The following is a 24,416-nucleotide window of genomic DNA, read 5'->3' as shown; positions in this document are numbered from 1 at the left end:
TATGATAAAAAAAACAATTTTACTTTTCACAATACTTATAATGTCTCAAAATCTCATCCAAGCACAAGGTGAAGATTTACAATGGTTAGATTTACAATTATCTAATTACGAATATCCATACGAGGTTAAAAAAATTGATCTTCATATTCAAAATCAGGATTTGGAGATGGCTTACATGGATATAAAACCATCTAATTACAATGGTAAAAATGTTATGCTATTGCATGGTAAGAATTTTAATGGAGCGTACTGGAAAACAACCATCCAAAGTTTAACGCAAGCCGGATTTAGAGTGATCGTTCCAGACCAAATTGGTTTCGGAAAATCGTCTAAACCAGATCATTTTCACTATACCTTTCAGCAACTCGCACAAAACACAAAAGCTGTTTTAGACACGTTAAATATTACAAAAACCGCAGTTTTAGGTCATTCCATGGGTGGTATGGTGGCTACCCGATTTGCTTTAATGTATCCAGATATTACCGAAAAATTGATTTTAGAAAATCCAATCGGATTAGAAGATTGGAAATTGAAAGCACCTTACCAATCGGTTGAAGAGAATTATAAAAGTGAATTAAAGAAGAGTTACGAAAGCATAAAGAAATATCAGTTGGTTAGTTATTACGATAATAATTGGAAACCTGAATACGACCAGTGGGTAAATTTATTAGCGGGTTGGACTTTAAATTCTGATTATGAAACCGTTGCTTGGAATGCAGCCTTAACCTCCGACATGATTTTTACTCAGCCAGTAGTGTACGAATTTAGCGAAATAAGTTCACCAACCTTACTTATTATAGGGACTCGAGATAGAACTGCTTTAGGAAAGCCTTTAGTATCTGAGGCTGTAAGAAAAACCATGGGACTGTATAATGAGTTAGGTAAAAAGACACGAGATGCAATACCAAATGCACAATTGGTCGAGTTAGATCATATTGGACACTTACCGCATATTGAAAGTTTTGAGCGTTTTATTAAACCGCTACTTACCTTCTTAAAATCTTAAAAAAAGATTTAGAAGCACTCATATTCATAAAATAAAAACACATTAAAATGATCTAGTCACGACATTTAATGTGTTTTTTTATGTCCGCACATATCTAAAATTACATTAGCCTTTTAATAAAAGTAGATCGATGTTTTAAAGGAATTAAACCAAAATAGCCACTCTAAATATAATGTCTGGCAAACCGTTTAGATATTATTATGTAGATCTCCTAAATATTTACCGGTAGTGTTTAAACAAAAAAAATCCAGCTAAATAGCTGGATTTTTTTTGTTGTATAAAATATGTACTATACGTACTATTTTGCAATATTTACTGCTCTTGTTTCTCTAATTACAGTCACTTTTACTTGACCTGGATATGTCATATCCGTTTGGATTTTTTGAGAAATGTTGAATGATAAATCCGATGCATTTTGATCAGTTACTTTTTCACTTTCAACTATAACACGTAATTCTCTACCAGCTTGAATAGCGTAAGCTTTCTTCACTCCTGGGAAACCGAAAGCGATATCTTCTAAGTCTTTTAAACGTTGGATATAACTATCTAAAACTTGACGTCTTGCTCCTGGTCTTGCTCCTGAAATGGCATCACAAACCTGAATAATTGGTGCTAATAACGATTTCATTTCGATTTCGTCGTGGTGTGCTCCAATAGCATTTATAACGTCGTCTTTCTCTCCAAACTTTTCAGCCCACTGCATTCCTAAAATAGCGTGCGGTGTTTCCATGTCTGCCTCGGCATCTGGCACTTTACCGATATCGTGTAATAATCCAGCACGTTTAGCTAATTTAGGATTTAAGCCTAATTCTGCGGCCATGATTCCACAAAGCTTAGCAACTTCACGCGAGTGTTGTAGTAAGTTCTGACCGTAAGACGAACGGTATTTCATACGTCCTACCATTTTAATAAGCTCAGGGTGTAAATTATGAATTCCAAGATCGATTACTGTACGTTTACCAACTTCAATAATTTCTTGTTCAATTTGTTTTCTTGTTTTCTTAACAATTTCCTCGATACGTGCTGGGTGAATACGTCCATCTGTTACTAATTTGTGTAACGATAAACGTGCAACCTCACGACGAACAGAATCAAAACATGATAAGATAATAGCTTCTGGCGTATCATCTACAATAATTTCCACTCCGGTAGCGGCTTCTATAGCACGAATATTTCGTCCTTCACGACCAATAATACGTCCTTTAACATCGTCACTTTCAATATTAAATACAGATACACAATTATCTACTGCTTCTTCTGTACCGATACGTTGAATGGTGTTGATTATAATTTTTCTTGCCTCTTGTTGTGCAGTAAGCTTAGATTCTTCAATCGTACTTTGTATAAACGCTAAAGCATCATTCTTAGCTTCACCTTTTAAAGATTCTACTAATTGTGATTTTGCTTCTTCTGCCGATAAACTAGAAATAACTTCTAATTGATCAATCTGACTCTTATGTAAGCGCTCTATCTCTGCTTCTTTTTTATCTAAGAAATCTAATTTGTAGTTAAAATCTTTAATTTTAACTTCTATCTCTGAATTTAGTTTTTTGTTTTTAGAAAGCTCGTTAGACAATTGAGACTCCTTATCTCTAGTACGTTTTTCGGCATCAGCCATTTTTTTATCACGTGCTAAAATTACTTTTTCGTGCTCAGATTTAAGCTCTATAAACTTTTCTTTAGCTTGTAATATTTTATCTTTTTTGATGGATTCTCCATCGCTAGTAGCTTCTTTTATAATTCGTTGCGCTTCTGCTTTTGCGCTTGAAATACCTTTAGCGGCATTGCTTTTCTCTAATGTTCTGGCTATGATAAAGCCTATGATGACGCCAAGTAGCGCCCCTCCTGCAATCAATATAATTGAGTTATCCATGGGTTAAGGTTAGTAATTATTATATATAAAAAAAGCCTGTATCGGTTTTATAGTTTTGTATAAACTCCTTAAAAACAAGTTTAGGGCTAACAAGCTGATCAAGGATCTGCCCAAATATTGAACGTATTCAATACTAGCAGCATGCTTTTACAACTTAAACTCACCCTCTTTAAAGAATTAACGTTGAGTTTATCAAAAAAAAATGACCAATACAGGCAGTAACTGTGTTTATTTTAAAGAACGTTAAGAATTTAATTGTTCGTGTAACAACCGATTTAAAGCCACTAACTTCTCTTCGACATGCTCACTAACAGACTCTTTATCTATTTGTTTTTGTTCTACTTGAGATGCAAATTGTAAAGCACACATCGCTAAAACATCTTGTTTATCTCTAACAGAATAACTTTGCTCAAATTGTTTAATCATTGCTTCTATTTCCTTTGCCGCTTTACGCAAACCCTCTTCTTGCTCTGGAGCAATCGTTAACGGGTATACTCTGTTAGCAATAGAAAGTTTAATTTTCAGCATCTCTGACATAAAATCAATGTATGATTACATTATTCAGAGAGTTGTGAAATACAATAATCTATCTCTCTTACTAATGAATTTATTTTAAGCTTAGTTTCTTTTGTATTATCGTCACTGCCAAGCATACTTTTTGCAATTTTGAGCGCTTCATATTTTTCTTCCCAAGCTTCATTTTCTCGCTGTTTCAATTGAAGGTTGTTCTGAGATTGAATTAAATCCTCTTCTAACTTAGCATTTGTTTGCTGTAACGCATTAACTTTGCGTAGCATCTTGCTAATTTTAACTTCTAGAGCATCTACAATTTCTTCAATATTACTCATTTGCAATTACCATACTTATCTCACAAAGTTAAGATACCTTGGGAAAAATAACAATTGTTTTGCCTATAAAATTTAAAATACTTCGTTAACTCTCATTTTCAATATGATGTGAGCCTAATGTAAATTTATACTTTGCATATTGGCATCAAATAATTACTTTAGTGCCTCAATTTTCATATATGCGAATTCCCTTATTCTTATTTATTTTTCTTCCGCTTATAATGTATTCACAAAATCCTTATCCTCAAGATTATTTTGCGAATCCGTTAGAGATTCCAATTGTGCTTGCAGGAACTTTTGCAGAGTTGCGATCCAATCACTTTCATTCGGGTATGGATATAAAAACGCAACAACGTCAAGGTTTAAAAGTTTTGTCCTCTGCCGATGGTTTTGTAAGTCGTATTAAAATCTCACCTTTTGGTTACGGTAAAGCACTCTATATTACACATCCTAACGGATATACAACAGTGTATGCACACCTCTCTAAACTCGCTCCAAAAATAGAAGCGTATTTAAAAGAACGCCAATACGAGCAAGAAACTTATGGCATCGAATTGTTTCCTCCTATTAAAGCGTTGGTTGTTAAAAAAGGAGAACTTATTGCCTATAGCGGTAACACAGGAAGCTCTGCAGGTCCTCATTTACATTTCGAAATAAGAGATAAGAATGAACATCCTATGAATCCGATGTTATTTGGAATTAACACCAAGGACACCACAAAACCATTAATTAGTGGCTTGTACGCCTACCCCATTAGCGAAGACGCCCAAATTAATAAATCGGCTAATAAGCAACCTATCAGAATTACTAGATTAGCAGATGGAAACTATATGGCAGAATCTATTACTGCAGTTGGTAAAATTGGTTTCGGTATTGAGACCATAGACCGTCAGGATTTAGCGAATAATAAAAATGGTGTGTATAACATACACACACAGTTTAATGGAAGTACTAATTTTGAAATTGATTTTAGCACCTTTTCTTTTTACGAAACTAACGATATTAATCGCTTAATTGATTATGATATTTACAAAACTGAAAAAGATAAAATTCAGAAATTATTTATCGATACCAACAATGGCTTAAGTCTATACAAAAACACTATTGATCAGGGATATCTAACTATTACCGACAGTACTTCGGGTGTCTACAAAATAAAAGTAAGCGATTTTCGTAATAACGAAAGTTGGGTTACCGTACCTATCGACGGTAAATTCAGTCAGGACGTATTAAAAAAGGCTTACGAAGTTACCCCAAATTATATATACGCTAACCAGGCCACAACTTTAGCCGAAGAGAACGCCACTGTTACCTTTTACAAGGACACCTTTTACGACGATTTCTTTATCGATTTTAAAAGTACTAACGACACCTTACAGTTACTTCCTATAGGTCATGCCGCAAGAAAAAGTTTTAATATAACCTTCGACATTACTAAATATAACGAGGCAGACAAAGAGAAATTATTTATTGCAGAATTAGTCGGTTATAAAAAATGGCCAAAATATTCGACTACAACTAGAGCAGAAAATACCTTAAGTACATTAACTAAAAGTTTAGGATATTATACCATTGCTTCGGATACTATTGCACCCAAAATCACTCCAATTAATTTTAAAGACGAGCAGTGGATTAGCAATGCTAAAACTCTAAAGGTTAAAATTACAGATGATTTATCTGGCATTTCAGATTATAGAGCTACAATTAACGGAAAGTGGATTTTAATGGAATACGAATACAAATCGAATTCCTTAACTTACGATTTTAACGACCAAATAAGCACAGAGCCCCACAACGATTTTAAACTAATAGTTACCGATAATGTAGGAAATAGTTCTACTTTTGAAGCTCGGTTTCACAGAAAATAATGAACACAACTCACAACTACAATCGTTTACTCTTAAACGCATTATATTTTTTAATTCCCTTGTTTTCCATAGCTCAAAATGGTACGGTACAAGGTGTTATTTTAGACGAATTAAATCATCCTATTCCTAACGTTAACATTACCGCAGATAATATTGGAACACAATCTAACGAAAACGGATTTTATGCCATTAAAATACCTGATAGTAAAAACATTACCACCACCTACTCACATGTATCATTTAAGTCTATTACTGCTAGTTTTAATTTAAAAAACGGTGAGTTATTTGAATTTAATCCAGTAATGAATCCCAATGTAGAACAAATTGAAACGGTTATTTTATCGGGAACCACACGTAAAGATGTTCAAGGTATTGTAAATTTAAATCCTGCTGTAATTCGTAAAATACCTGGGGCAAATCCAGGTATTGAAAACCTTTTAAAAACACTGCCAGGAGTAAGTAGTAATAACGAATTAAGTACTCAGTATTCGGTTCGTGGTGGAAATTACGACGAGAATTTAGTGTACGTAAATGGTATAGAAGTGTACAGACCTTTTTTAGTACGTTCAGGACAGCAAGAAGGTTTAAGTTTTGTAAATGCAGATATGACTCAGAATGTAGATTTTTCGGCTGGTGGATTTCAAGCAAAATACGGCGATAAATTATCCTCTGTTTTAGATATTACCTATAGAAAACCTGTGGATTTTGCTATTAATACCGACTTAAGTCTACTTGGAGGAAGCTTAACCGTTGAAGGCGTTAGTAAAGATTCAAAACTAACCGCGTTGGTTGGAATGCGATACCGCGATAATAGTTTATTGGTAGATGCCAAAGAAACTCAAACCAATTACGATCCGAAATTTGCAGACATACAAACCTATTTAACTTATCAGTTTACAGATAAATTTAGTCTAAACTTTTTAGGAAATGCCTCTATAAATAAATACAATTACGAACCCGAAACGCGCCAGACTAATTTTGGAACTATAAATAATCCGCTTGCCTTATTAGTTTTTTACGACGGACAAGAAAAAGATGCTTATCAAACCCTTTTAGGAGCGTTACAAGCTACTTACGACGTTAGTGATGACTTAAAATTGCACCTTATAGGATCTTCTTACCATACTACGGAAGAAGAGTATTTCGATATTCTAGCACAATATCGCTTAGGGGAAGTTAATAGCAATATTGGAGACGAAGATTTAGGAGAAGTGGAATACAGTGAAGGAATTGGCGGCCAATTAAATCACGGACGTAACGATTTAGACGCCTTAATTTCGACCATAGAACACAAAGGAAGTTACACAACCAACGGAAATGATTTCGACTGGTCGGTTAAACTTACAAATGAAGATATTCGAGACCGCTTAGTAGAATGGGAAATTATAGATTCAGCTGGTTTTTCTATAAATCCGCCAAAATTTAGAAACCCAAACAATCAGCCTTACGAAGCTTATGAAGGACCATTGGTTGCTTTTCAAAATGTACGCGCTACAAATAATACAACTATAAATAGACTTCAAGCGTATGTACAATGGAGTCGTCGATTTGAAATTGGTGAGCACGAGGTGTGGGCAAATGCCGGAATCCGCTCCCACTCTTGGACTGTAAATGGCGATGATATCGTTAAATCGTCTCAAACCGTATTTAGTCCGCGTGGACAATTCGCAATAAAACCCAATTGGAAACACGATATGCTGTTTAGAGTCTCTGGAGGATTATATTATCAGCCTCCATTCTACAGAGAATTAAGAGATTCTACAGGAACCGTAAATCCCGATGTGAAAGCGCAAAAATCCATTCATTTTGTAGCAGGAAACGATTATAGTTTTCAAATTTGGGAACGTCCTTTTAAATTAACCACAGAAGCGTATTACAAAAAGATGACAGATGTTAATCCGTATACTTTAGAAAATGTACGTATACGCTACCAAGCAGATAATAATGCTGAAGCCTATGCCTACGGATTGGACTTACGTATTAACGGAGAGTTTGTGCCAGGAACAGAATCATGGTTTAGTTTCGGATATTTAAAAACTGAAGAAAATATAGATGATCGTGGCTTTATTGCTAGACCTACAGACCAGCGTTTAAAATTTGGGGCGTTATTCCAGGATTATGTGCCCAATATGCCAGAAATGAAAATGTATTTAAACCTAGTTTATAATACTGGCTTACCTGGAGGTTCACCGAGTTACGCAGACCCATACGACTACCAGAACAGATTACCGGATTATAAACGAGCCGATTTAGGATTACAGTACGTTATAGTAGATGAAAGCAAAGCCTTTGACAGCGGATGGAAAAAGCCATTTAAATATCTATCTGTAGGCTTCGAAATTTTCAATGTATTTGATGCTCAAAACTCAATCACCAATACTTGGGTACGCGATGTCTATAGCAAACGCCAATATGCCATTCCAAATTACCTAACGCCGAGAGTTTTTAATGTGAGAACGACAATGACATTTTAATAGGCTTAAAGAAAAAATACACCTAGTTTAAAATACATCCTTTAAAAAATGAATTAAATACGTTAAAACATCCTAATATTTGATCATTTACCAATTAAGGAGTCTTAAAAAACGGCATAGAATCTAGCAATAATCATGACGTATACATTCATTTATTATCATAAATTGAAAAATAGATCGTTAACCGTTTATTGTATTCAAAAGTATGTTAAACACTTACTATTGTATTAAAACTTCCGCATCTTTGTGTTAAAATACACATGATGAATTTTAAAGACAAAGAACTTATCATATTCGATTTTGATGGTACGCTTATCAATAGTATTCCAGATCTTACCTTAGCCGTAAATAAAATGTTATCGCATTATAAAGCACCTGCTTTAACCATTGCTCAAGTAACTCCATTTATAGGAAATGGAGCCCAACCACTTGTTAAACGCGCTTTGGAATTTGCTATGCCTGATAAAGACATTTCTGAAGATTTTTTAAAAGAAGCCTTTAAAATATATTTTGAAGCCTACAAAGCGATGACTTGCAAAGACACTTTTATGTATCCCGGTGTACATGATACTCTAATTTATTTAAAGGAAAAAGGCTATAAAATGGCTATTTGCACCAATAAACCATTTAGTTTTATAGAACCTATTTTAGATAAATTAGAGATTAAATCCTTCTTTTCCCTATGGGTTGGTGAAGATTCTTTAGCTAAGAAAAAACCAGACGCTACACCTCTATTTCATTTAGTAGATAAACTAGGAAGCACTATAGAAAAATCTATTATGGTTGGCGATTCTAAAAACGATATTCTTGCAGCCCAAAATGCAGATATGCACAGCATTGGTGTGAGTTACGGATACAATTATAACGAGAATATAGCAGATTACAACCCGACACAAGTAGTAGACCAATTTTCGGAACTTCAAAAGCTTTTTTAATATGAGCGAAATTTACAATGTTGGTATTATAGGTGGCGGTGTTTCAGGAGTAGTAACCGCTTTGCAATTGGCCGAAAATGGCATCGATTCTATTTTATTCGAACAAGAAAATAGTGTTGTAAACGGACCTCCTTTTTGTCATTTACATGCCGGCGGAAATTTATATCCAGATATTTCTGAAGCACAATGTAGAATACTAATGAAGCAATCTATAGAAATGGCAAAATTATTTCCACAATCTATAGACGAAAGACCAACATTTATTAGTGTTCCTAAATCGGAAAAATACAGCTTAGATAATATTGAACATCGTCTTGAGATGCTAGTGGCCTATTACTCCGAATTGATTGCTGAAGATCCTTCTAACGCCATCCTTGGAGCTCCTAAAGAATACTATAAAATATACACTAAGGAAGATTTAGCCACCTTAGCAAATCGTCCAGCGATTGCTCGTCCAAAATCAGCCGATGAATGGATGATAAATACGATACATTTAATTGATTATACTAAATTAAAAACACCTGTAATCCTTGTCCAAGAATTTGGTTGGAACTTATTTAGACTAGGCGCTCAAGCACAATTAGCATTGTCTAAAACCGAGAAGTGTTCTTTAAAAACCAATACTAACGTTTCGTCTATTAAAGATGTTAGTCATGATAATTTAGGCTACAACTGGGAAATACACACGGAAGATGAGATATACAAAGTGAAATACTTGGTGAATTCATGTGGTTTTAAAACAGGGACATTCGACGAATCTTTACATCTTAACTCTGAACGTTTAATTGAATTTAAAGCGGCCTATGTTTCAAAATGGCAACCCATTCCTGGATTAATCCCAGAACTTATTTTTCATGGAGAACGCGGAACTCCGCACGGCATGACACAACTTACGCCCTATTGCGACGATTATTATCAGATTCACGGTATGACTAACGATATTACCTTATTTGAACATGGCTTAGTACAATCTAAAGATAATATGTCGCAACCCGAATTTGACGCCGGCATTACCCAAAAACTAGATTATGGTTGGGACACTGAAGAAATTAAAAGCAGAACTGAAAACGCCATCGATTCAGTCGCTAAATACATCCCGTCGTTTCAATCTGCCCAAGTTGGTGGCCCGCCTTTATATGGCGCACAGCAAATACCTGGGAACGATCCAAGTTTAAGAGTTGGTGAAGTTAGTTTCCCTTGCAAATCTTATGCTAGAAGTGAAATTGTTAAAGCATCTTCTGCATTAACGGTAGCCAATCAGATTTTAACAAAAATGCAAGAAGAAGATATTATTCCTGCAATTAAAACACTTTTAAATTCAAGTACTTTATTAGATAGTATTTCTAAAATGGACATTGATATTTTGGCGCGTGAACTCGCTATTGAGCGCGGTTACCCAGAAGCCTTGTCGCGATTAGTTATTGAAAAAGAATAATACTTCTAATATTTTTTGAAGAATACAACTCGGATTATAATCTGGCAGATTCTTCAAAAAATAAATTTTGAAATGGCAACCGATTACCATGAGCTTTTTACAAGTTGTGAAGACCGATTAAATCATGGTCCCTTTTAACTTCAATGTCGCCTTTGCATATCCGATATCCTTCACATATGTATTTGTGGTGTCATCGTAAACAATATAGCCTAAATTTTCATTAAAATTCAGGTTAAATAAAGCCGTAGAAGCGTAAGATCCAGGTATCGTAGCATTTGTTGTAAAAACGTTAACTTGCCCCTCTTCATTCGGATTGATAATATCAGATGCAGTGGTTAAGGTTGTACTAAAAATATTATTTAAACCTGTTTCCGGGGTTTCAACATCTACATATTCCGTAGTTCTATACGTCAGTCTAATTGGGTAATTTCCAACATTTCTCCACGTATCTATATTTAAACCGTTATAATTACTACTTACCGGAGAATCTGGAATCGTAATTTCAGAATTCGCAAATAAAATAGGTTGCTCTGTATCAACAATAATTCTATATACTTTAGACTCTGTATCGTCTGAATTTGAGATTTTAAAATCTACAACATTAGGATAACTAAAATCGATATTGTTGTTTACCGATTCGGAGTATTCAATAAACGATTCGTTATTTATGCGATACGAAATACTGGTACCTTCAAAATTAACTAGAGGACTTATGCTAGCATAATCTACAGGCGCAGGAAAAAGACATACCACCAAAGAATCTACAGAAAAAACATCCGACTTTATAACAGAAAATGTATGGTCTTTCGTTAGCATATCAAAGCTTGTCAGGGCTATTTTTTCTTCTGCAATATCGTCGTCATCAGAATCTCCATTCGTATCATCAGAACTGCAACCTAAGCACAACACAAAAGTAAAGAGTATAAAATAAATCGGTGTAAATTTCTCTAAGTATCTCATATTACAAACATACATTAAAAAAATAATATGAAAGTATACTAACTATGGTCATCACCTAAATTTGAATACATATATAACCTAAATATTAGTATTATATTTAAACCTATTTTAGATTAAAACCAATGACTGAAAATTCGTCTAACAAAAAAAGAAAAAAAACACCGTGGCCTACAAAGGCGGCTATGGAACAGGTTTATGAAATGAAACTTTGGGGAGATAATCAAACAACATTTTATTCTGGAGAAGGTTCTCATCATCCCGATTTTGTTAATCCGTATATAAAAGCAGTAATCTCTTTTTTAAAACAACACAGCAACGCTTTACAGGTATGTGATTTAGGCTGTGGCGATTTTAACATTGGGAAACAATTAGTGCACTATACAAGCCGTTATATTGGAGTAGATATTGTTTCGGATCTTATTATTCATAACAAAGAAACATTTAAAACGGATAATTTAATATTTGAATGCCTAGATCTTGCTGTAGACGAGTTACCTCATGGAGACTGTGCTATTTTAAGACAAGTACTTCAACATCTCTCAAATTCAGAAATTCAAAACATCTTAAATAAGCTAACAATTTTTAAATATGTTATACTCACTGAACACTTACCAGCGTCTCATTTCTCACCGAACATAGATATAATTTCCGGCCAAGGTATTCGATTGAAAAATGGAAGTGGCGTCAACATTTTAGAGCCACCCTTTAATTTTAAGGTTAAAGAGGTTTCTTTCTTAGCATCTCTTCCTTTAAAAGATGGTAAAAGTGTTATCGTGACAAACTGTTATACCTTATTTTAACTGATTAGAGCTAAACTAAAAACAGATAATGTCTTTCCTTATATTTTAGCCGAAAACAAAAATGTGGCCAACACCCATAATATAACGGATAACACACCACCTATAATTGCAAAGTGGCGGAAGGAATAAATACCAAGTCCGTAAATAATGGTATTGGTTTGGTACCCCATAGGTGTGAAAAAGCTAAAGTTGGAAGCAAACAATACAGATAGGATAAAAAATTTAGGATCTAAATTTAAACCCGCAGCAACAGAAAGTGCAATGGGTGTCATTATAATAGCTGTTGCATTATTAGAAATCACCCCACTAAACAGCATTGTAATTCCGAACAGTGCAGCAATAACTAGCATCGGACTTTGACCTTGAAGCATACCAATTAAATTTTCTGACAACCATACTTCTGCTCCAGTATTTTTCATGGCAATCCCAATAGGAATCAAACCCGCTAATAAAAAAATAACTTCCCAATTAATATCTTTATACACCGTATTTAATTTTAAACAATTGAATACGAGTAAAAGAAAAACGCCAATAATTGTACTTTTAACAATAGGAAACAGACCCGTCGCTGCTAACCCGATGGTCAGGATTAAAATAGCTAGCGATATATACTTTTTACGAGCATTAGGGAACGTGCTACTTGATAGTTGTTGCATAACTACCACATGTTCTATGCCTTCTAATTTATCTACTTCATCCTCGTCGATTTGAATTAACAAGCGATCGCTTACTTTTAACCTGATTTTATCTTCACGTTTTCTAATAAGCCGCTCTTTGGTATTGCGCATATTAATCCGCTTTTTTATAGCTAGCGGATTAGCCTCCATAATCATGGCCGGTTTTATATCCCCTAAACGTAACCCCAACAAATTAGAATTAGGAAGAATTAAAAGCTCTACAATGTGAGTGTCTTTCTTTACCTCTCGTTTTACTTGATCTGGATTATCTTCATCTTCATGTTCTCCCGGTATAACTTCATTAAATAAAGTAATGCCTTCTGTTTCTTTCGCTTTCAATAAATTATCCATACTCGCGTTTACTAGTAAAATATCATCTTCTTTTAGTGTGATGTATTTTCCTGGCGCATTTGTAGTGATGCCATCTCGTGTCATTTTAAGTAATTGCACGTTCGGATTTGTAAATAAGAAAGTTTCTCCAATAGTCTTACCTATTAACGTAGACTCCTTATTAATACATAGTTTTGTAATAAAATCTTGAAGTTCCTTTTGAAAATTTTTGGTCTTTTTAGAATCGTAAGGTAGCAAGAACGACAAGGCGGTTACCACCACCACGCCAACTCCAAGAAAAATTAGTCCGTAATTAGTAAACTCGAAAAACGACAATTTTGGTACACCACTTTGCTCGGCAATTGCATTTACAATTAAGTTGGTAGACGTTCCCATTAATGTACAGCTACCTCCCAGTATACCAGCAAAAGAAATGGGCAATAACAATTTAGATTGTGAAATCCCATAACGTTGGTGTAACTCATTGGTAAGCTTTACAAATACAATTACCACTGCGGTAGTACTAATAAACGCAGATATACCCGCGACTATAAACATTATAACAGGAATAAGTAGTAATAGAGGCAATCCTTTTAACTTGGTCATGGATTCGGATAGCATATTTATCACACCATTTTGCTCCATAGCAGTAGCGATAATCATGAGCATAAGAATAGTAATTGTGGCTGTATTACTAAATCCTGTAAGTGCTTCTTCTGGCGAAAGAAAACCAGCAAGTAAGAGTGAGGCCAATACGAAAATGGAAATTTTATCTATAGAGAAAAGCTCGAGCGCAAAGAAAATAAGACTTAATCCCAAAATAACAAATATGATAACTATTTCGATGGTCATAAGCACACTCTATTTTATTAATAAAAATCCATTTCAAGGTGTCTAAAAAGCATTTTTCTAAAGGTAATTCTTCGATAATGTAGGATTAGAGCTATAACCTAATATCCTGTTGATACATAGAACTTGTCTCCAAATATTTAGTTTCAAGTCTCTCCAAAATATTTTATCTATGATACCTTTTTTTAAAAACAAGAAAACCAATTTATTACATGCTTTCGTACAATCTAAATTAAGTAAAATTTAGATACACCCATTTGTTATTTTTAACTCAAAAGGATTATATAACTGTGATAGATTTTGTAATACTCTAAAACATGAAGAACTTTAAGTAGATAATAAACCTTTTTAAAATAAACAACTTACACACATCATAAGATTTCATTTTAATACCTAGTGGCAGAAAAAACATTCGACATTTCATGAACATTCTGAGTTTTGCACTGTTTTTAAAAATGTGCTTGAGCGTAGATAAATATAAAATTAAGACACTATCCTTTTGCGTGTATATTTCCTTCTCGTTTTAATAATTTTATATCTAAAATCATCAAAAAACAAACTACCAAGTAATATTAGAGTTGCAAAAATTAATGTATTTAAACCAAAATGCATTTCAGAATACAAGAATCCTCCTATAAGTCCGCCGGCAAAAAAGAACAAAATAATGTAGATTCGTAATTTAATTTGAGATTTTAACTTTTCACGGTTGGGATATAGTTTTGGAAAAAATAATTGCGAGATATCTATTCCTAAATCTGTAAAAAGTCCTGTTAAATGCGTTGTTCTAACCACTGCATTTGAAATTTTTGTTACGAATGAATTCTGTACGCCCATCGCAAAAAGCAGTAGACAAACAATAAAGTCGGCATAATCTATCTCTACAAAATTACTAAGCAACCCAATAGACGTCAATACCAAACACTCTATTAGTGTGGGTATAACGAAAACATTGAGTTGTTTACTTTCTTTAAATTTTTCGATGAGAAAACTCGAAAGGAAAGACCCAAATAAAAAGGAAAATATATAAAGGAAGTAAATGGTACCAATCCAGAACTCAAGGTTTGAGACGTCGTATATAAATAGTGCAAAGTGACCGGTAACATTGGTTGTAAGCTGTTTAAACGCAAGAAATCCGGAAACATTTACAATACCTGCTACAAAAGATAAGATAGTCGCAATACGGAGGTTATGCTTTTTAGTTCGACTTTTTCCTTGATGTCTAAACATATGTTATGGTTCTATTATGGAGTAACCGCTTAAATTTAATTGGTCTCTGTTTTAATATAAACTTCTTTTGATAAAGAAGATGCTTTTATACTAAAAACAAAAAAAAATCTCTAGAAGAGATTTTTTAGTTTTTATAATGCTTTGATTAACAACTCTGCGGTTGCAGGATTAGTTGCTAGTGGCACATCGTGCACATCGCAAATTCTCATAAGCATAAAAATATCTGGCTCATGCGGATGCTTTTCTAGAGGATCTCTAAAAAATAAAACCATATGGCACAATCCTTCTGCTACGCGCGCTGCGATTTGCGCATCTCCACCTAAAGGGCCAGATAAATAAGGTGTTACATTAAATCCTGCCTTTTCTACTTTAGTTCCTGTAGTCCCCGTAGAAATTAACGAGATATTCTTCTGATCTAAAATATCTCTATGTTCATTTAAAAACTGAACCATTTCAGCTTTCTTTCCGTCGTGAGCGATAATTGCTATTTCCATTATTCTATATCCTGAGTATGAAATTTCGCTAAACCTTCAATTGGGCGTCTGGCAAAATTACCAACAGTAAAATTCATTTCTTTTGCAACTTCTAATATTTCGTCTTTAGCGAAATAAGCTATTGAGCCTGCAAAATGAACTGGTACTGATTTGATTTCTTCTTTAAATTGTAAAATCTGATTTTTAGCAAACAATCTAATTCCATCTTTAATTAGATTCTTAATATATTCTGAATCTTTATTTAAAAACATAAACTCTGCAAACGATGCTAAAAATGCGTTTGGATTGGGTTGCTTGTAAATATTGTATTTAATATAATCTGCTTCCAAATTATATTTATCTGCCATAGCCACACGAATGGTTTCGGGCATATTATTAAAATAGTAATCACGGATTAATTGTTTACCGTAGTAATTACCACTAGCATCATCCATTAAACTCCAACCAAGAGACTTTACACGTTGATGTATTTGTGTTCCATCAAAATAACTACAGTTAGATCCAGTTCCTAAAATACAAACTACAGCAGCTTCTGTTGGTGTATTTATTGTAGAATATACAGCCGCCATTGTATCTTCATCGACAGTCACTTCTGCATTTTCAAAAAAGCCTTCTAAAACGTCTTTTAATTGCTGTTTAGGTTTATCTGTTCCACAACCAGCACCGTAAAAAAACACATGAGTTACGTCTTTTTTGTACTCGTTTAAAACTTCACTCTTTTTTATAATTTTTTTTAATTTCTTTTCAGAAAGAATGGCAGGATTTAATCCGTTAGTTCTTACTTTTTCGAGAAGTTGTTTCCCATTTTTATCCACTGCAATCCAATCGGATTTTGTAGAACCACTATCAACAATTAAAATCATAAGGTTAGGTATAAAAAAACCCCACAGAGTACTGTGCGATAAACACAAGAACTCTGTGGAGTTATATTAAAAAAAATTATTTTACTGTTGCAATGTGTTGTGCTAAATCTACTAACTTAGAAGAATAACCATATTCGTTATCATACCAAGATACTAATTTAATAAACCCATCATTTAACGCCATACTTGCGTTAGCATCGAAAGTACTTGTTTTTGGTTCAGATACGAAATCTTGAGAAACAACACCTTCTTCAGTATATCCTAATATACCTTCTAATTCGTTTTCAGAAGCTTCTTTTAAAGCCGCTTTAATTTCATCCCAAGATGCTTTTTTCTCGATACGACAAGTTAAGTCTACTACAGAAACATCTACAGTTGGTACTCTAAAAGCCATACCAGTTAATTTTCCGTTTAATTCAGGAATTACTTTCCCTACAGCTTTAGCCGCTCCAGTTGAAGCAGGTACGATGTTGTTTAAAGACGCACGACCTAATCTGAAATCTTTTTTAGATGGACCATCTACTGTAAACTGAGTTGCAGTTGCAGCGTGAACAGTTGTCATTAATCCTTCTACGATACCAAATTTATCATTAATAACTTTAGCTAAAGGCGCTAAACAGTTAGTAGTACAAGATGCGTTAGAAACAATTGTATCTGTTGCTTTTACTTCTTTATGGTTAACTCCCATAACAAACATTGGTGCATCTCCAGATGGTGCAGAGATTGCTACTTTTTTAGCTCCAGCAGTAATGTGCTTTTGTGCACCTTCTAATGAAGTAAAAATTCCTGTACAATCTAAAACAACTTCAGCTTCTACTTCATCCCATTTTAAATCTTCTGGGTTACGTTCTGCAGTAATTCTAATTTCATTACCGTTTACTACTAAGTTTCCGTTGTTTGTTGAAATTGTTCCATCAAATCTTCCGTGTACAGAATCATATTTTAATAAGTAAGCTAAGTGATCTACATCTAATAAATCATTAATTCCTACTATTTGAATATCAGGTCTTGAAACTGCTATTCTAAATGCAATTCTACCTATTCTACCAAATCCGTTAATTCCAATTTTTAATTTTGACATATTCTAAATTTAATGTTTAAGTGGTCATGATATCTGACACACGTAATAATTCTAAGTTAATTTTTGATTGACCTTTTATAGCTTGATCTAAGGGTGTTAAAGACATGACATCGTTTAATAAACCGACCATGAAATTAGACTTTCCTTCTAACAAACTTTCTACTGCTTTTACTCCCATACGACTTGCCAATACACGGTCGAAGCACGATGGTGAACCTCCACGTTGCATATGTCCTAAAACAGATACACGCACTTCATATTCCGACATATGCTCGTCGACATAATCTTTTAGTTCAAATACGTTCTTACCAATTTTATCGCCTTCTGCAACAACTACTATACTAGAAGATTTACCAGAATTTTTACTTCTATGTAAAGATTCTAATAATCTATCTAATCCTAAATTTTCTTCTGGTATTAAGATTTCTTCTGCGCCCCCAGCTACACCAACGTTAAGCGCAATATGCCCAACATCGCGACCCATTACTTCTATAAAGAATAAACGGTCGTGAGAACTCGCAGTATCTCTAATTTTATCGATAACTTCTACTACGGTATTTAATGCCGTATCGTATCCTAATGTATGTGTAGTTCCGAAAATATCGTTATCTATGGTTCCTGGAATTCCCATGACTGGCATATCAAATTCCGAACTAAAAATCATTGCTCCTGTAAAGCTACCATCTCCACCAATAACAACCAAAGCATCTATGCCTTCTTGTTGTAAATTTTCATAAGCTTTTTGGCGACCTTCTTTCGTTCTAAATTCTTTAGATCTCGCAGTTTTTAAAATGGTACCTCCTTTATTGATGATTCCCTTTACACTACGTGCATCCATAGGAATAAATTCACCTCGAATCATACCTTGATACCCTTGAACAATACCCACACATTCAATATTATGAAAAGCACATGTTCTAACTACCGCACGAATCCCGGCATTCATTCCTGGAGAATCTCCTCCTGATGTTAAAACACCTATTTTTTTAATGGTTTTTGACATGTTTTATTGATTTGTTAGTAAAGCTACTAAAGATAATCAACATATAAAACCCCTTTTAAAACTTTTTAACAGGCCCTATAACACTATAACGTTTGAATTAACAAAAAAGTTAAAAACTTATTTTTAAATTGATTAAATAGGCAAAATGGATGGATTTATTCGTCCGAAATTTCCGATTTCATATTAATATATGCCGGAAGTGGACTTACAGGTTTTGGTGTTTCGTTTTCAGAATTTTCATCTTCATTATTTGTCTTTTCGCCAACAAATATTTTTAAAAGCAATTCTCTAAACGTATCAAAATCGACATTATATGAAATACCTACACCTTGAGTATAACCTATTTCTTCACCAAAGTCTTGAATGCTGTTTTCTCGGTTAAACACATTTGCGGTTAACGTCCCTTCTTCGTTTAGTAAAAAATTGACTTCAATATCTCCTGCAATCACAGTTTGACTTACACCACCCACAGGAACATCTACATTACCATTAATCATTACACGATCGCTAATTTGGGTTTGAAGCGTTACCCCAAAACGATCATCTGTTTGATATTCTGGATTATTCTCTCCCAATTCGTAATTTAAACCAATGTTTAACTTGTTATCACTTTCAGAAAATAATCCGTTTACAATACCATTTAATCGCTCGGTTAAAGTTCCGTAAGGGTTAATTCCTGTTAATCCGCTTGAAAATGCTCCTGTAGTTAATAAATACAATGCCTGATTATCGCGATCTTCTTTAGATTCTAGTCTATATGTTAACTCCGATTTTACTGTAGAATTTACATTCGGAAATTGAAAACCAAAATTAACCTCTGGTTTATCCAATTGCTCCGTTAAATTAATCTCTACATTTACTGGAATACTCTTATTTATAGGATTATCTAATAGAGGTGATGGATTTGCTTGCGTTTTATAAATCGCCTTTAAATCTATCCTTGCTCCTAGCGGATCACCATCCCAAGCTAATGTTCCTCCAGGTTCTACCGTAAACTCTTTCTGTACTAAACCGCCATACATAAAATTGTAGACTCCTTTAAATACCGAAAAGTCACCATAAATATTAAATTTCCCGTTTGTATTAATTTCAATAAGTAATCCTCCAATACCACGCCCTTTAATTGTACTTCCCGAATCTCGGTCCATTACAATTTCTATTTCGGCATCGTTGGTCACTTCTAAATCAAAATCTAGCTCCAAACCTTTAATGTCTCTAACAATAAGTTCTTTCCCCTCTAGCTTTGCTTGTTTTTCTTCTGCACTTAAAAAATGGATAAACGTATTATCTCCAAAAGATTCGGAATCGTTCATTGGGATTTTAAAAACCGTTCCCTTTTTGGTCTCTCCAACCACAGAAATAGCAAGTTCTTCTGTTGGACCATAAATAGTTGCCCTCCCTCCTATATAGCCTGTACCATAATATAAGGCATCTTCTGTATAATCTGTATTAAGTACTAGCAAACGATCGGTAGTAATATCTATGCCTAATTCCCAATCAGAAAAATTATCGTGCCTAATGTAACCGCCTAAAACGCCTTTTGTATCGAAAGCGTTATCGGTTATCTTGATGTTGTCAAAACGAAATTCTTGATCTTTTAATAAAACCCGAGAACCTTCGGCAAAATTAAAATTCGTATTTAATAAAGGAACGAGTAATCCAGCTTCCTTTAAGTCTAAGACCCCTTCTATTGAAGGCTTTTTTAAATCTCCTATCAGTTTAGCATCTCCAGTTACAAAGCCACGTATGTCGCTAATAACATCTTTTCCTAGCGGACTAAAAGGTTTTAAATCGAAATTCTCAAATTTTAAATCAACATCTATATGCGATTCATTATTTATAGCATCGATATACCCAATCGCCGCAAACGAGTTGGTAACATCGTTCTTAATTTTTGCGTTTACGAAGTATCGCGTTAAATTCTCGTTTCCTGTTATATTACCGGAGAAGGAACCTAAATTAAAATTATTTACCTCAAGGGAATCTATAGTTACATCCGAGCTAGGTGTGTAATTTCCTTTTTGTTGAAGAATATCGATTTTACCATTTAAAATCCCGCCTAAGGTCAGGCTATCAAATGTAGGTGTTACTTTTTCTAAATCTACTTTATTAAAATTTAGCACCAAATCCTTATTTAAAGAATCTTTTAAAAATCCCTCTAGGGTAATTAATTCATCACCTAAAGACATGGCAAGCTTATCGATATTGATATTTTGTAAATCGCGAGAAACTTCAATTTTATTTAACGTATCTCGGTCCTTGTTAATCGTCCATGTATTGGTTTTAAAAGTAACATCAGATTTTTTAAAACCTAAAACCGAATTATTGTCGGCATTAATGGTATGATAAAAATTTAAGTTAAATACATCATCATTACGCTTTCCTCCCTGAAATTCTGTACGCATAAACAAGGTGTCGTTCATGGTTTTATTTACTAAGCTAAATTTTGAGATATCGTAAAACTTGGTGTAAAAACTATCGATTTCTATATACGTATTATATAGTGGATTTTTATTATTGATATCAATTTCAATATTACTCGCAAAATACTCGAACAATCTAATTTCTGGCGACTTGAATTTAAAATTCACCAATTCTTGATTGCTTTGCACGTGACCATTTACAAACGTATTCTTACCGAGTTTGATGTCTGGATAAAAAACTTCTACAATCTTATTATAAATACTAAAATTAAAATCGAGATATTGATTTTGTTTCACCGGATCTGGTTCGAAGTTACTATAAATACCCCCAATGGCATTTCTAAACATAATCCCAATATCTCTAAACCTGAAAATACCACTCATTTCTCCTTCAATAATATCTGGAGAATCAATCATAACGTATCTTACAGAATCCCTAAACACCGAATTAATAGTAAATACATCGAACACATAGTTATCATGTTCGTTTAAATAATTGGCATCTGTCATGGCAATAAGACCTTCTACATCGTTTATGGATGTTCCCAAAGCTCTCATTTCTACAACGCCTTTAAAGATGGAAAGGGTGTCTCTTTTTACAAAGTTTAACTTTCTTAAGTCGGCATATTGCACATCGGCAACAAAATCGACCATATTGGTTTGCTTAGAAAAATCGGCTAGGCCGTTAAATTCTAGTTTAAAATTAGGATCGGCTATCTTTAAATTTCCGTTATAAATACTTTTTTTAAAGTTTCCTAAAACAGAGATATTGCTGTACGCATAGTTATTAAATTCAAATGAAAACACTTTCCCATTAACTTTAGTATTTACATTGTCTACTGTAAATCCGCTTCCCTCAATATCGATATCTAGAGATGTTTTGCCTACCTGTGTATTATCTATATACGCCCCAAAGTCGAAATCTGTAACTACTACATTTCCTTTGTATTTAGCTTTATCAATATCATTAATATCGGTTAAAACTAAATCAGATTCTATTAGACCTAAGGTCGTGTTCATCCTTAAATCGGCTATAATTTTATTAGTCGTTATCTCGGAAGTTCCCGTAATATTAAAGTACCCAAACCGATCGAAGTTAGAAGGAATGGTTTGTCCTAATAAATTAGGCAATAGTGTGATTAAATCTTTATACGTTGAAGACAATCTGGTAAAATCACCTTTCATATAAAAACTATCATCTGCTCTATTGAACAAGTTTTTAAAATTTAAATCTCCTATAATCCTAGACCCTCTATTGGTTCTTAGATCAAGATTATCTAAATTTAAATCGTTTAAAGTTCCCGTTAACAACACCGAAAAATCCGCCGATTGATTAACACCAAATTCGTCGTAAAAATAATTCAGGTCTCGCAAGGCTAAATCTGCCGAGGTTATATTAGCATTCACCTGAACTTTATCTGTAAAAAACTGAAGGTCTTCACGATCAAATTCAAATCGAATATCTCCTTTTAAGGAGGACTCATCTGTTTTTAAATCTAAATTTGCGAACGTTATATCGTTTAATGTATACGCAAAATTAGTACTCATATTATCTATATGTAACCCTCTACTATCGGTTAACTCTAACGTATTTATTCGCGCAGACACTTTAGGTCCGTGAATTAAAAATTTAGAAGCATTAATGGTAATATCTTTAAACACCATTACTTCTGGCGTTTCCAAGTTTTCGTTAGTAAAGGTAAAATGCCCATTGTAAATAGATACATCGCTAGACGATAGTAAAAAATTACTTGGTGTATCGTCGTTATTATCATCGTCAAAACGCGCTACAAAAACATCTAAATTGGTTTGCTCCTCGTCTTTGTATGTTTTTATATTAAAATCTAAATCGGTTAACTCAATCTCGGAAAACACCAACCTACCATTATATAAGTTTCGAAAATTTACAATATGTGTTTGCAGTAGTTTTGCACTAATTAAAGTATCCTGCTTATAATCTTCTATATAAACATTTTTAACCTGTACTTCTCCATTAAAATGAAGACCTACCGCCCCGATATTTATGTGCGTGTGGAAAGACTCATTTAATTTAGATGTGGCGTATTTTCCTAATCTGGTTTGCACCCCTGGAATCGACAAAATCACAACTAAAATAACGAATAGCAGAAAAATGATGGCTGCTAGTTTGGATAGTATTTTTAAAAATTTTTTGATACGGTTTAAAGTTATAACTTTGAGCCCAAAAATAACAATACTTCTAATACATTCTAATGCATTCAGAAAATATTTACATTTTAGGAATTGAGTCTTCTTGCGACGATACTGCAGCGTCTGTAATACACAACGGAAAAATACTAAGCAATGTTGTTGCTAGCCAAAAAATTCATGAAGAATTTGGAGGTGTTGTTCCAGAACTTGCTTCTCGAGCTCATCAACAAAATATTGTACCCGTGGTTGCTCAAGCCCTTGTAAAAGCAGGGATTTCTAAAGACCAACTACAGGCTATAGCATTTACTCGTGGTCCTGGATTAATGGGATCTTTATTGGTAGGAACCTCTTTTGCGAAGTCTTTAGCTTATGGTTTAAATATTCCGCTTATCGATGTTAACCATATGCAAGGTCACATTCTTGCGCATTTTATAGATGAAGACGGATTTAACAAACCTCCGTTTCCTTTCTTGGCCATGACTATTTCTGGAGGACATACACAAATAGTTAAAGTGAGTGGCTACTTCGACATGGAAGTTATTGGAGAAACTATAGACGACGCTGTTGGTGAAGCTTACGACAAAAGTGGAAAAATTTTAGGTTTAGGCTATCCTGCTGGACCAGAAATAGACAAGCGGGCACAGTTAGGAAATCCGAAAGCCTTTAAATTTACGAAACCCAAAGTAGACGGTTTAAATTTTAGTTTTTCAGGATTAAAAACCGCCATTTTATATTTTATACAAAAGGAAGTCAAAGCCAATCCTAATTTTATAGAAGAGAACATAAACGATATTTGTGCTTCCATTCAGTATACCATTATTGGTATTTTAATTGATAAATTAAAACTTGCCAGTAAACAAACTGGAATTAAACACATAGCCATTGGTGGCGGTGTGTCGGCAAATTCAGGCATTAGAAAAGCATTAAAAGATGGTGAACAAAAATTTGATTGGACCACTTATGTTCCTAAATTTGAATTTACTACCGATAATGCGGCTATGATTGCCATTGTTGGCTATTTAAAATATTTAGAAAACGATTTTTCAGAAGCCAATATTACAGCTTCTGCCCGTTTAAAAATATAGGTTTTTTAATATCCAA

General features: G+C 33.9%; 18 protein-coding genes and 1 other RNA gene. 7 read left to right on the top strand and 12 right to left on the bottom strand.

Annotated elements, in window-relative coordinates:
• The first annotated feature begins 40 nt into the window (after positions 1 to 40).
• Entirely contained in the window at positions 41 to 1,006 is a 966-nt protein-coding gene (locus ACKC83_RS13045) for an alpha/beta fold hydrolase (protein WP_434035840.1), read from the top strand.
• 298 nt (positions 1,007 to 1,304) lie between these two features.
• Here ACKC83_RS13045 and rny read toward each other — a convergent pair whose 3' ends face one another.
• The 4 genes from rny to ACKC83_RS13025 all read right to left on the bottom strand — a co-directional run bounded on the left by rny (position 1,305) and on the right by ACKC83_RS13025 (position 3,727).
• Positions 1,305 to 2,879 (bottom strand): ribonuclease Y, encoded by a 1,575-nt coding sequence (gene rny, locus ACKC83_RS13040; protein ID WP_414034301.1) that lies wholly within the window; start codon positions 2,877 to 2,879, stop codon positions 1,305 to 1,307.
• 61 nt (positions 2,880 to 2,940) lie between these two features.
• Positions 2,941 to 3,068, bottom strand: a non-coding RNA gene (gene ssrS / locus ACKC83_RS13035) — 6S RNA.
• Between the two features lie 54 nt (positions 3,069 to 3,122).
• A complete protein-coding gene (locus tag ACKC83_RS13030; protein ID WP_382381573.1) occupies positions 3,123 to 3,416 on the bottom strand; it encodes a cell division protein ZapA in 294 nt (97 codons plus the stop codon).
• A 20-nt stretch (positions 3,417 to 3,436) separates the two neighbouring features.
• Positions 3,437 to 3,727, bottom strand: a complete 291-nt coding sequence (locus ACKC83_RS13025) for a hypothetical protein (protein ID WP_434035839.1) — start codon at positions 3,725 to 3,727, stop codon at positions 3,437 to 3,439.
• A gap of 221 nt (positions 3,728 to 3,948) precedes the next feature.
• On the opposite strand from ACKC83_RS13025, the gene ACKC83_RS13020 reads away from it, so the two are divergent.
• From ACKC83_RS13020 to ACKC83_RS13005, 4 genes are all read left to right on the top strand, one after another.
• The gene (locus tag ACKC83_RS13020) at positions 3,949 to 5,595 is read left to right on the top strand and encodes a M23 family metallopeptidase (protein ID WP_434035838.1); all 1,647 of its coding nucleotides are present in this window, start codon (positions 3,949 to 3,951) and stop codon (positions 5,593 to 5,595) included.
• Positions 5,595 to 8,069, top strand: coding sequence for a TonB-dependent receptor (locus tag ACKC83_RS13015; RefSeq protein ID WP_434035837.1), 2,475 nt, complete (start codon positions 5,595 to 5,597; stop codon positions 8,067 to 8,069). Before ACKC83_RS13020 ends, ACKC83_RS13015 begins: the two co-directional genes overlap by 1 nt.
• 260 nt (positions 8,070 to 8,329) lie before the next feature.
• On the top strand, positions 8,330 to 9,004 hold the full coding sequence (locus ACKC83_RS13010; protein WP_434035836.1) for a phosphoglycolate phosphatase: 675 nt from the start codon (positions 8,330 to 8,332) through the stop codon (positions 9,002 to 9,004).
• Between the two features lies 1 nt (position 9,005).
• Positions 9,006 to 10,439 carry a hypothetical protein gene (locus ACKC83_RS13005; protein WP_434035835.1) on the top strand — a complete coding sequence of 478 codons (1,434 nt, stop codon included), beginning with the start codon at positions 9,006 to 9,008 and terminating at the stop codon, positions 10,437 to 10,439.
• A gap of 117 nt (positions 10,440 to 10,556) precedes the next feature.
• Here ACKC83_RS13005 and ACKC83_RS13000 read toward each other — a convergent pair whose 3' ends face one another.
• A complete protein-coding gene (locus ACKC83_RS13000) occupies positions 10,557 to 11,399 on the bottom strand; it encodes a hypothetical protein (protein WP_434035834.1) in 843 nt (280 codons plus the stop codon).
• Positions 11,400 to 11,521: 122 nt separating this feature from the next.
• Here ACKC83_RS13000 and ACKC83_RS12995 point away from each other — a divergent pair, with 122 nt between their 5' ends.
• Entirely contained in the window at positions 11,522 to 12,199 is a 678-nt protein-coding gene (locus ACKC83_RS12995) for a class I SAM-dependent methyltransferase (RefSeq protein ID WP_434035833.1), read from the top strand.
• Positions 12,200 to 12,237: 38 nt separating this feature from the next.
• On the opposite strand, the gene ACKC83_RS12990 is transcribed toward ACKC83_RS12995, so the two are convergent.
• The 7 genes from ACKC83_RS12990 to ACKC83_RS12960 all read right to left on the bottom strand — a co-directional run bounded on the left by ACKC83_RS12990 (position 12,238) and on the right by ACKC83_RS12960 (position 23,252).
• Positions 12,238 to 14,058: an SLC13 family permease gene (locus ACKC83_RS12990; RefSeq protein WP_434035832.1), complete on the bottom strand. Its 1,821-nt coding sequence runs from the start codon at positions 14,056 to 14,058 to the stop codon at positions 12,238 to 12,240.
• A 480-nt stretch (positions 14,059 to 14,538) separates the two neighbouring features.
• Entirely contained in the window at positions 14,539 to 15,282 is a 744-nt protein-coding gene (locus tag ACKC83_RS12985) for a YoaK family protein (RefSeq protein ID WP_434035831.1), read from the bottom strand.
• Between the two features lie 131 nt (positions 15,283 to 15,413).
• Positions 15,414 to 15,776 carry a methylglyoxal synthase gene (locus ACKC83_RS12980; RefSeq protein ID WP_434035830.1) on the bottom strand — a complete coding sequence of 121 codons (363 nt, stop codon included), beginning with the start codon at positions 15,774 to 15,776 and terminating at the stop codon, positions 15,414 to 15,416.
• A complete protein-coding gene (locus ACKC83_RS12975; RefSeq protein WP_434035829.1) occupies positions 15,776 to 16,639 on the bottom strand; it encodes a BadF/BadG/BcrA/BcrD ATPase family protein in 864 nt (287 codons plus the stop codon). The genes ACKC83_RS12980 and ACKC83_RS12975 overlap by 1 nt, the downstream gene beginning before the upstream one ends.
• 76 nt (positions 16,640 to 16,715) lie before the next feature.
• Positions 16,716 to 17,720, bottom strand: coding sequence for a type I glyceraldehyde-3-phosphate dehydrogenase (gene gap, locus ACKC83_RS12970; RefSeq protein WP_414034289.1), 1,005 nt, complete (start codon positions 17,718 to 17,720; stop codon positions 16,716 to 16,718).
• Between the two features lie 16 nt (positions 17,721 to 17,736).
• On the bottom strand, positions 17,737 to 18,723 hold the full coding sequence (pfkA, locus tag ACKC83_RS12965) for a 6-phosphofructokinase (RefSeq protein WP_414034288.1): 987 nt from the start codon (positions 18,721 to 18,723) through the stop codon (positions 17,737 to 17,739).
• A 155-nt stretch (positions 18,724 to 18,878) separates the two neighbouring features.
• Complete coding sequence (locus ACKC83_RS12960) at positions 18,879 to 23,252, bottom strand: translocation/assembly module TamB domain-containing protein (protein WP_434035828.1); 4,374 nt, start codon at positions 23,250 to 23,252, stop codon at positions 18,879 to 18,881.
• A 125-nt stretch (positions 23,253 to 23,377) separates the two neighbouring features.
• On the opposite strand from ACKC83_RS12960, the gene tsaD reads away from it, so the two are divergent.
• On the top strand, positions 23,378 to 24,400 hold the full coding sequence (gene tsaD / locus ACKC83_RS12955) for a tRNA (adenosine(37)-N6)-threonylcarbamoyltransferase complex transferase subunit TsaD (RefSeq protein ID WP_434035827.1): 1,023 nt from the start codon (positions 23,378 to 23,380) through the stop codon (positions 24,398 to 24,400).
• Positions 24,401 to 24,416 lie beyond the last annotated feature (16 nt).

The sequence above is a fragment of the Formosa bonchosmolovskayae genome (assembly GCF_051016085.1).
Classification (GTDB): domain Bacteria; phylum Bacteroidota; class Bacteroidia; order Flavobacteriales; family Flavobacteriaceae; genus Formosa.
The sequence above is the reverse complement of the archived record's forward strand: the minus strand, read 5'-3'. Positions and strand labels throughout refer to the sequence as shown.

Excerpts from the sequence above, each read along its gene's own strand:
- ACKC83_RS13045 (WP_434035840.1), top strand. The coding sequence starts at position 41 with ATGTCTCAAAATCTCATCCAAGCACAAGGTGAAGATTTACAATGGTTA.
- rny (WP_414034301.1), bottom strand. The coding sequence starts at position 2,879 with ATGGATAACTCAATTATATTGATTGCAGGAGGGGCGCTACTTGGCGTC.
- ACKC83_RS13030 (WP_382381573.1), bottom strand. The coding sequence starts at position 3,416 with ATGTCAGAGATGCTGAAAATTAAACTTTCTATTGCTAACAGAGTATAC.
- ACKC83_RS13025 (WP_434035839.1), bottom strand. The coding sequence starts at position 3,727 with ATGAGTAATATTGAAGAAATTGTAGATGCTCTAGAAGTTAAAATTAGC.
- ACKC83_RS13020 (WP_434035838.1), top strand. The coding sequence starts at position 3,949 with ATGTATTCACAAAATCCTTATCCTCAAGATTATTTTGCGAATCCGTTA.
- ACKC83_RS13015 (WP_434035837.1), top strand. The coding sequence starts at position 5,595 with ATGAACACAACTCACAACTACAATCGTTTACTCTTAAACGCATTATAT.
- ACKC83_RS13010 (WP_434035836.1), top strand. The coding sequence starts at position 8,330 with ATGATGAATTTTAAAGACAAAGAACTTATCATATTCGATTTTGATGGT.
- ACKC83_RS13005 (WP_434035835.1), top strand. The coding sequence starts at position 9,006 with ATGAGCGAAATTTACAATGTTGGTATTATAGGTGGCGGTGTTTCAGGA.
- ACKC83_RS13000 (WP_434035834.1), bottom strand. The coding sequence starts at position 11,399 with ATGAGATACTTAGAGAAATTTACACCGATTTATTTTATACTCTTTACT.
- ACKC83_RS12995 (WP_434035833.1), top strand. The coding sequence starts at position 11,522 with ATGACTGAAAATTCGTCTAACAAAAAAAGAAAAAAAACACCGTGGCCT.
- ACKC83_RS12990 (WP_434035832.1), bottom strand. The coding sequence starts at position 14,058 with ATGACCATCGAAATAGTTATCATATTTGTTATTTTGGGATTAAGTCTT.
- ACKC83_RS12985 (WP_434035831.1), bottom strand. The coding sequence starts at position 15,282 with ATGTTTAGACATCAAGGAAAAAGTCGAACTAAAAAGCATAACCTCCGT.
- ACKC83_RS12980 (WP_434035830.1), bottom strand. The coding sequence starts at position 15,776 with ATGGAAATAGCAATTATCGCTCACGACGGAAAGAAAGCTGAAATGGTT.
- ACKC83_RS12975 (WP_434035829.1), bottom strand. The coding sequence starts at position 16,639 with ATGATTTTAATTGTTGATAGTGGTTCTACAAAATCCGATTGGATTGCA.
- gap (WP_414034289.1), bottom strand. The coding sequence starts at position 17,720 with ATGTCAAAATTAAAAATTGGAATTAACGGATTTGGTAGAATAGGTAGA.
- pfkA (WP_414034288.1), bottom strand. The coding sequence starts at position 18,723 with ATGTCAAAAACCATTAAAAAAATAGGTGTTTTAACATCAGGAGGAGAT.
- tsaD (WP_434035827.1), top strand. The coding sequence starts at position 23,378 with ATGCATTCAGAAAATATTTACATTTTAGGAATTGAGTCTTCTTGCGAC.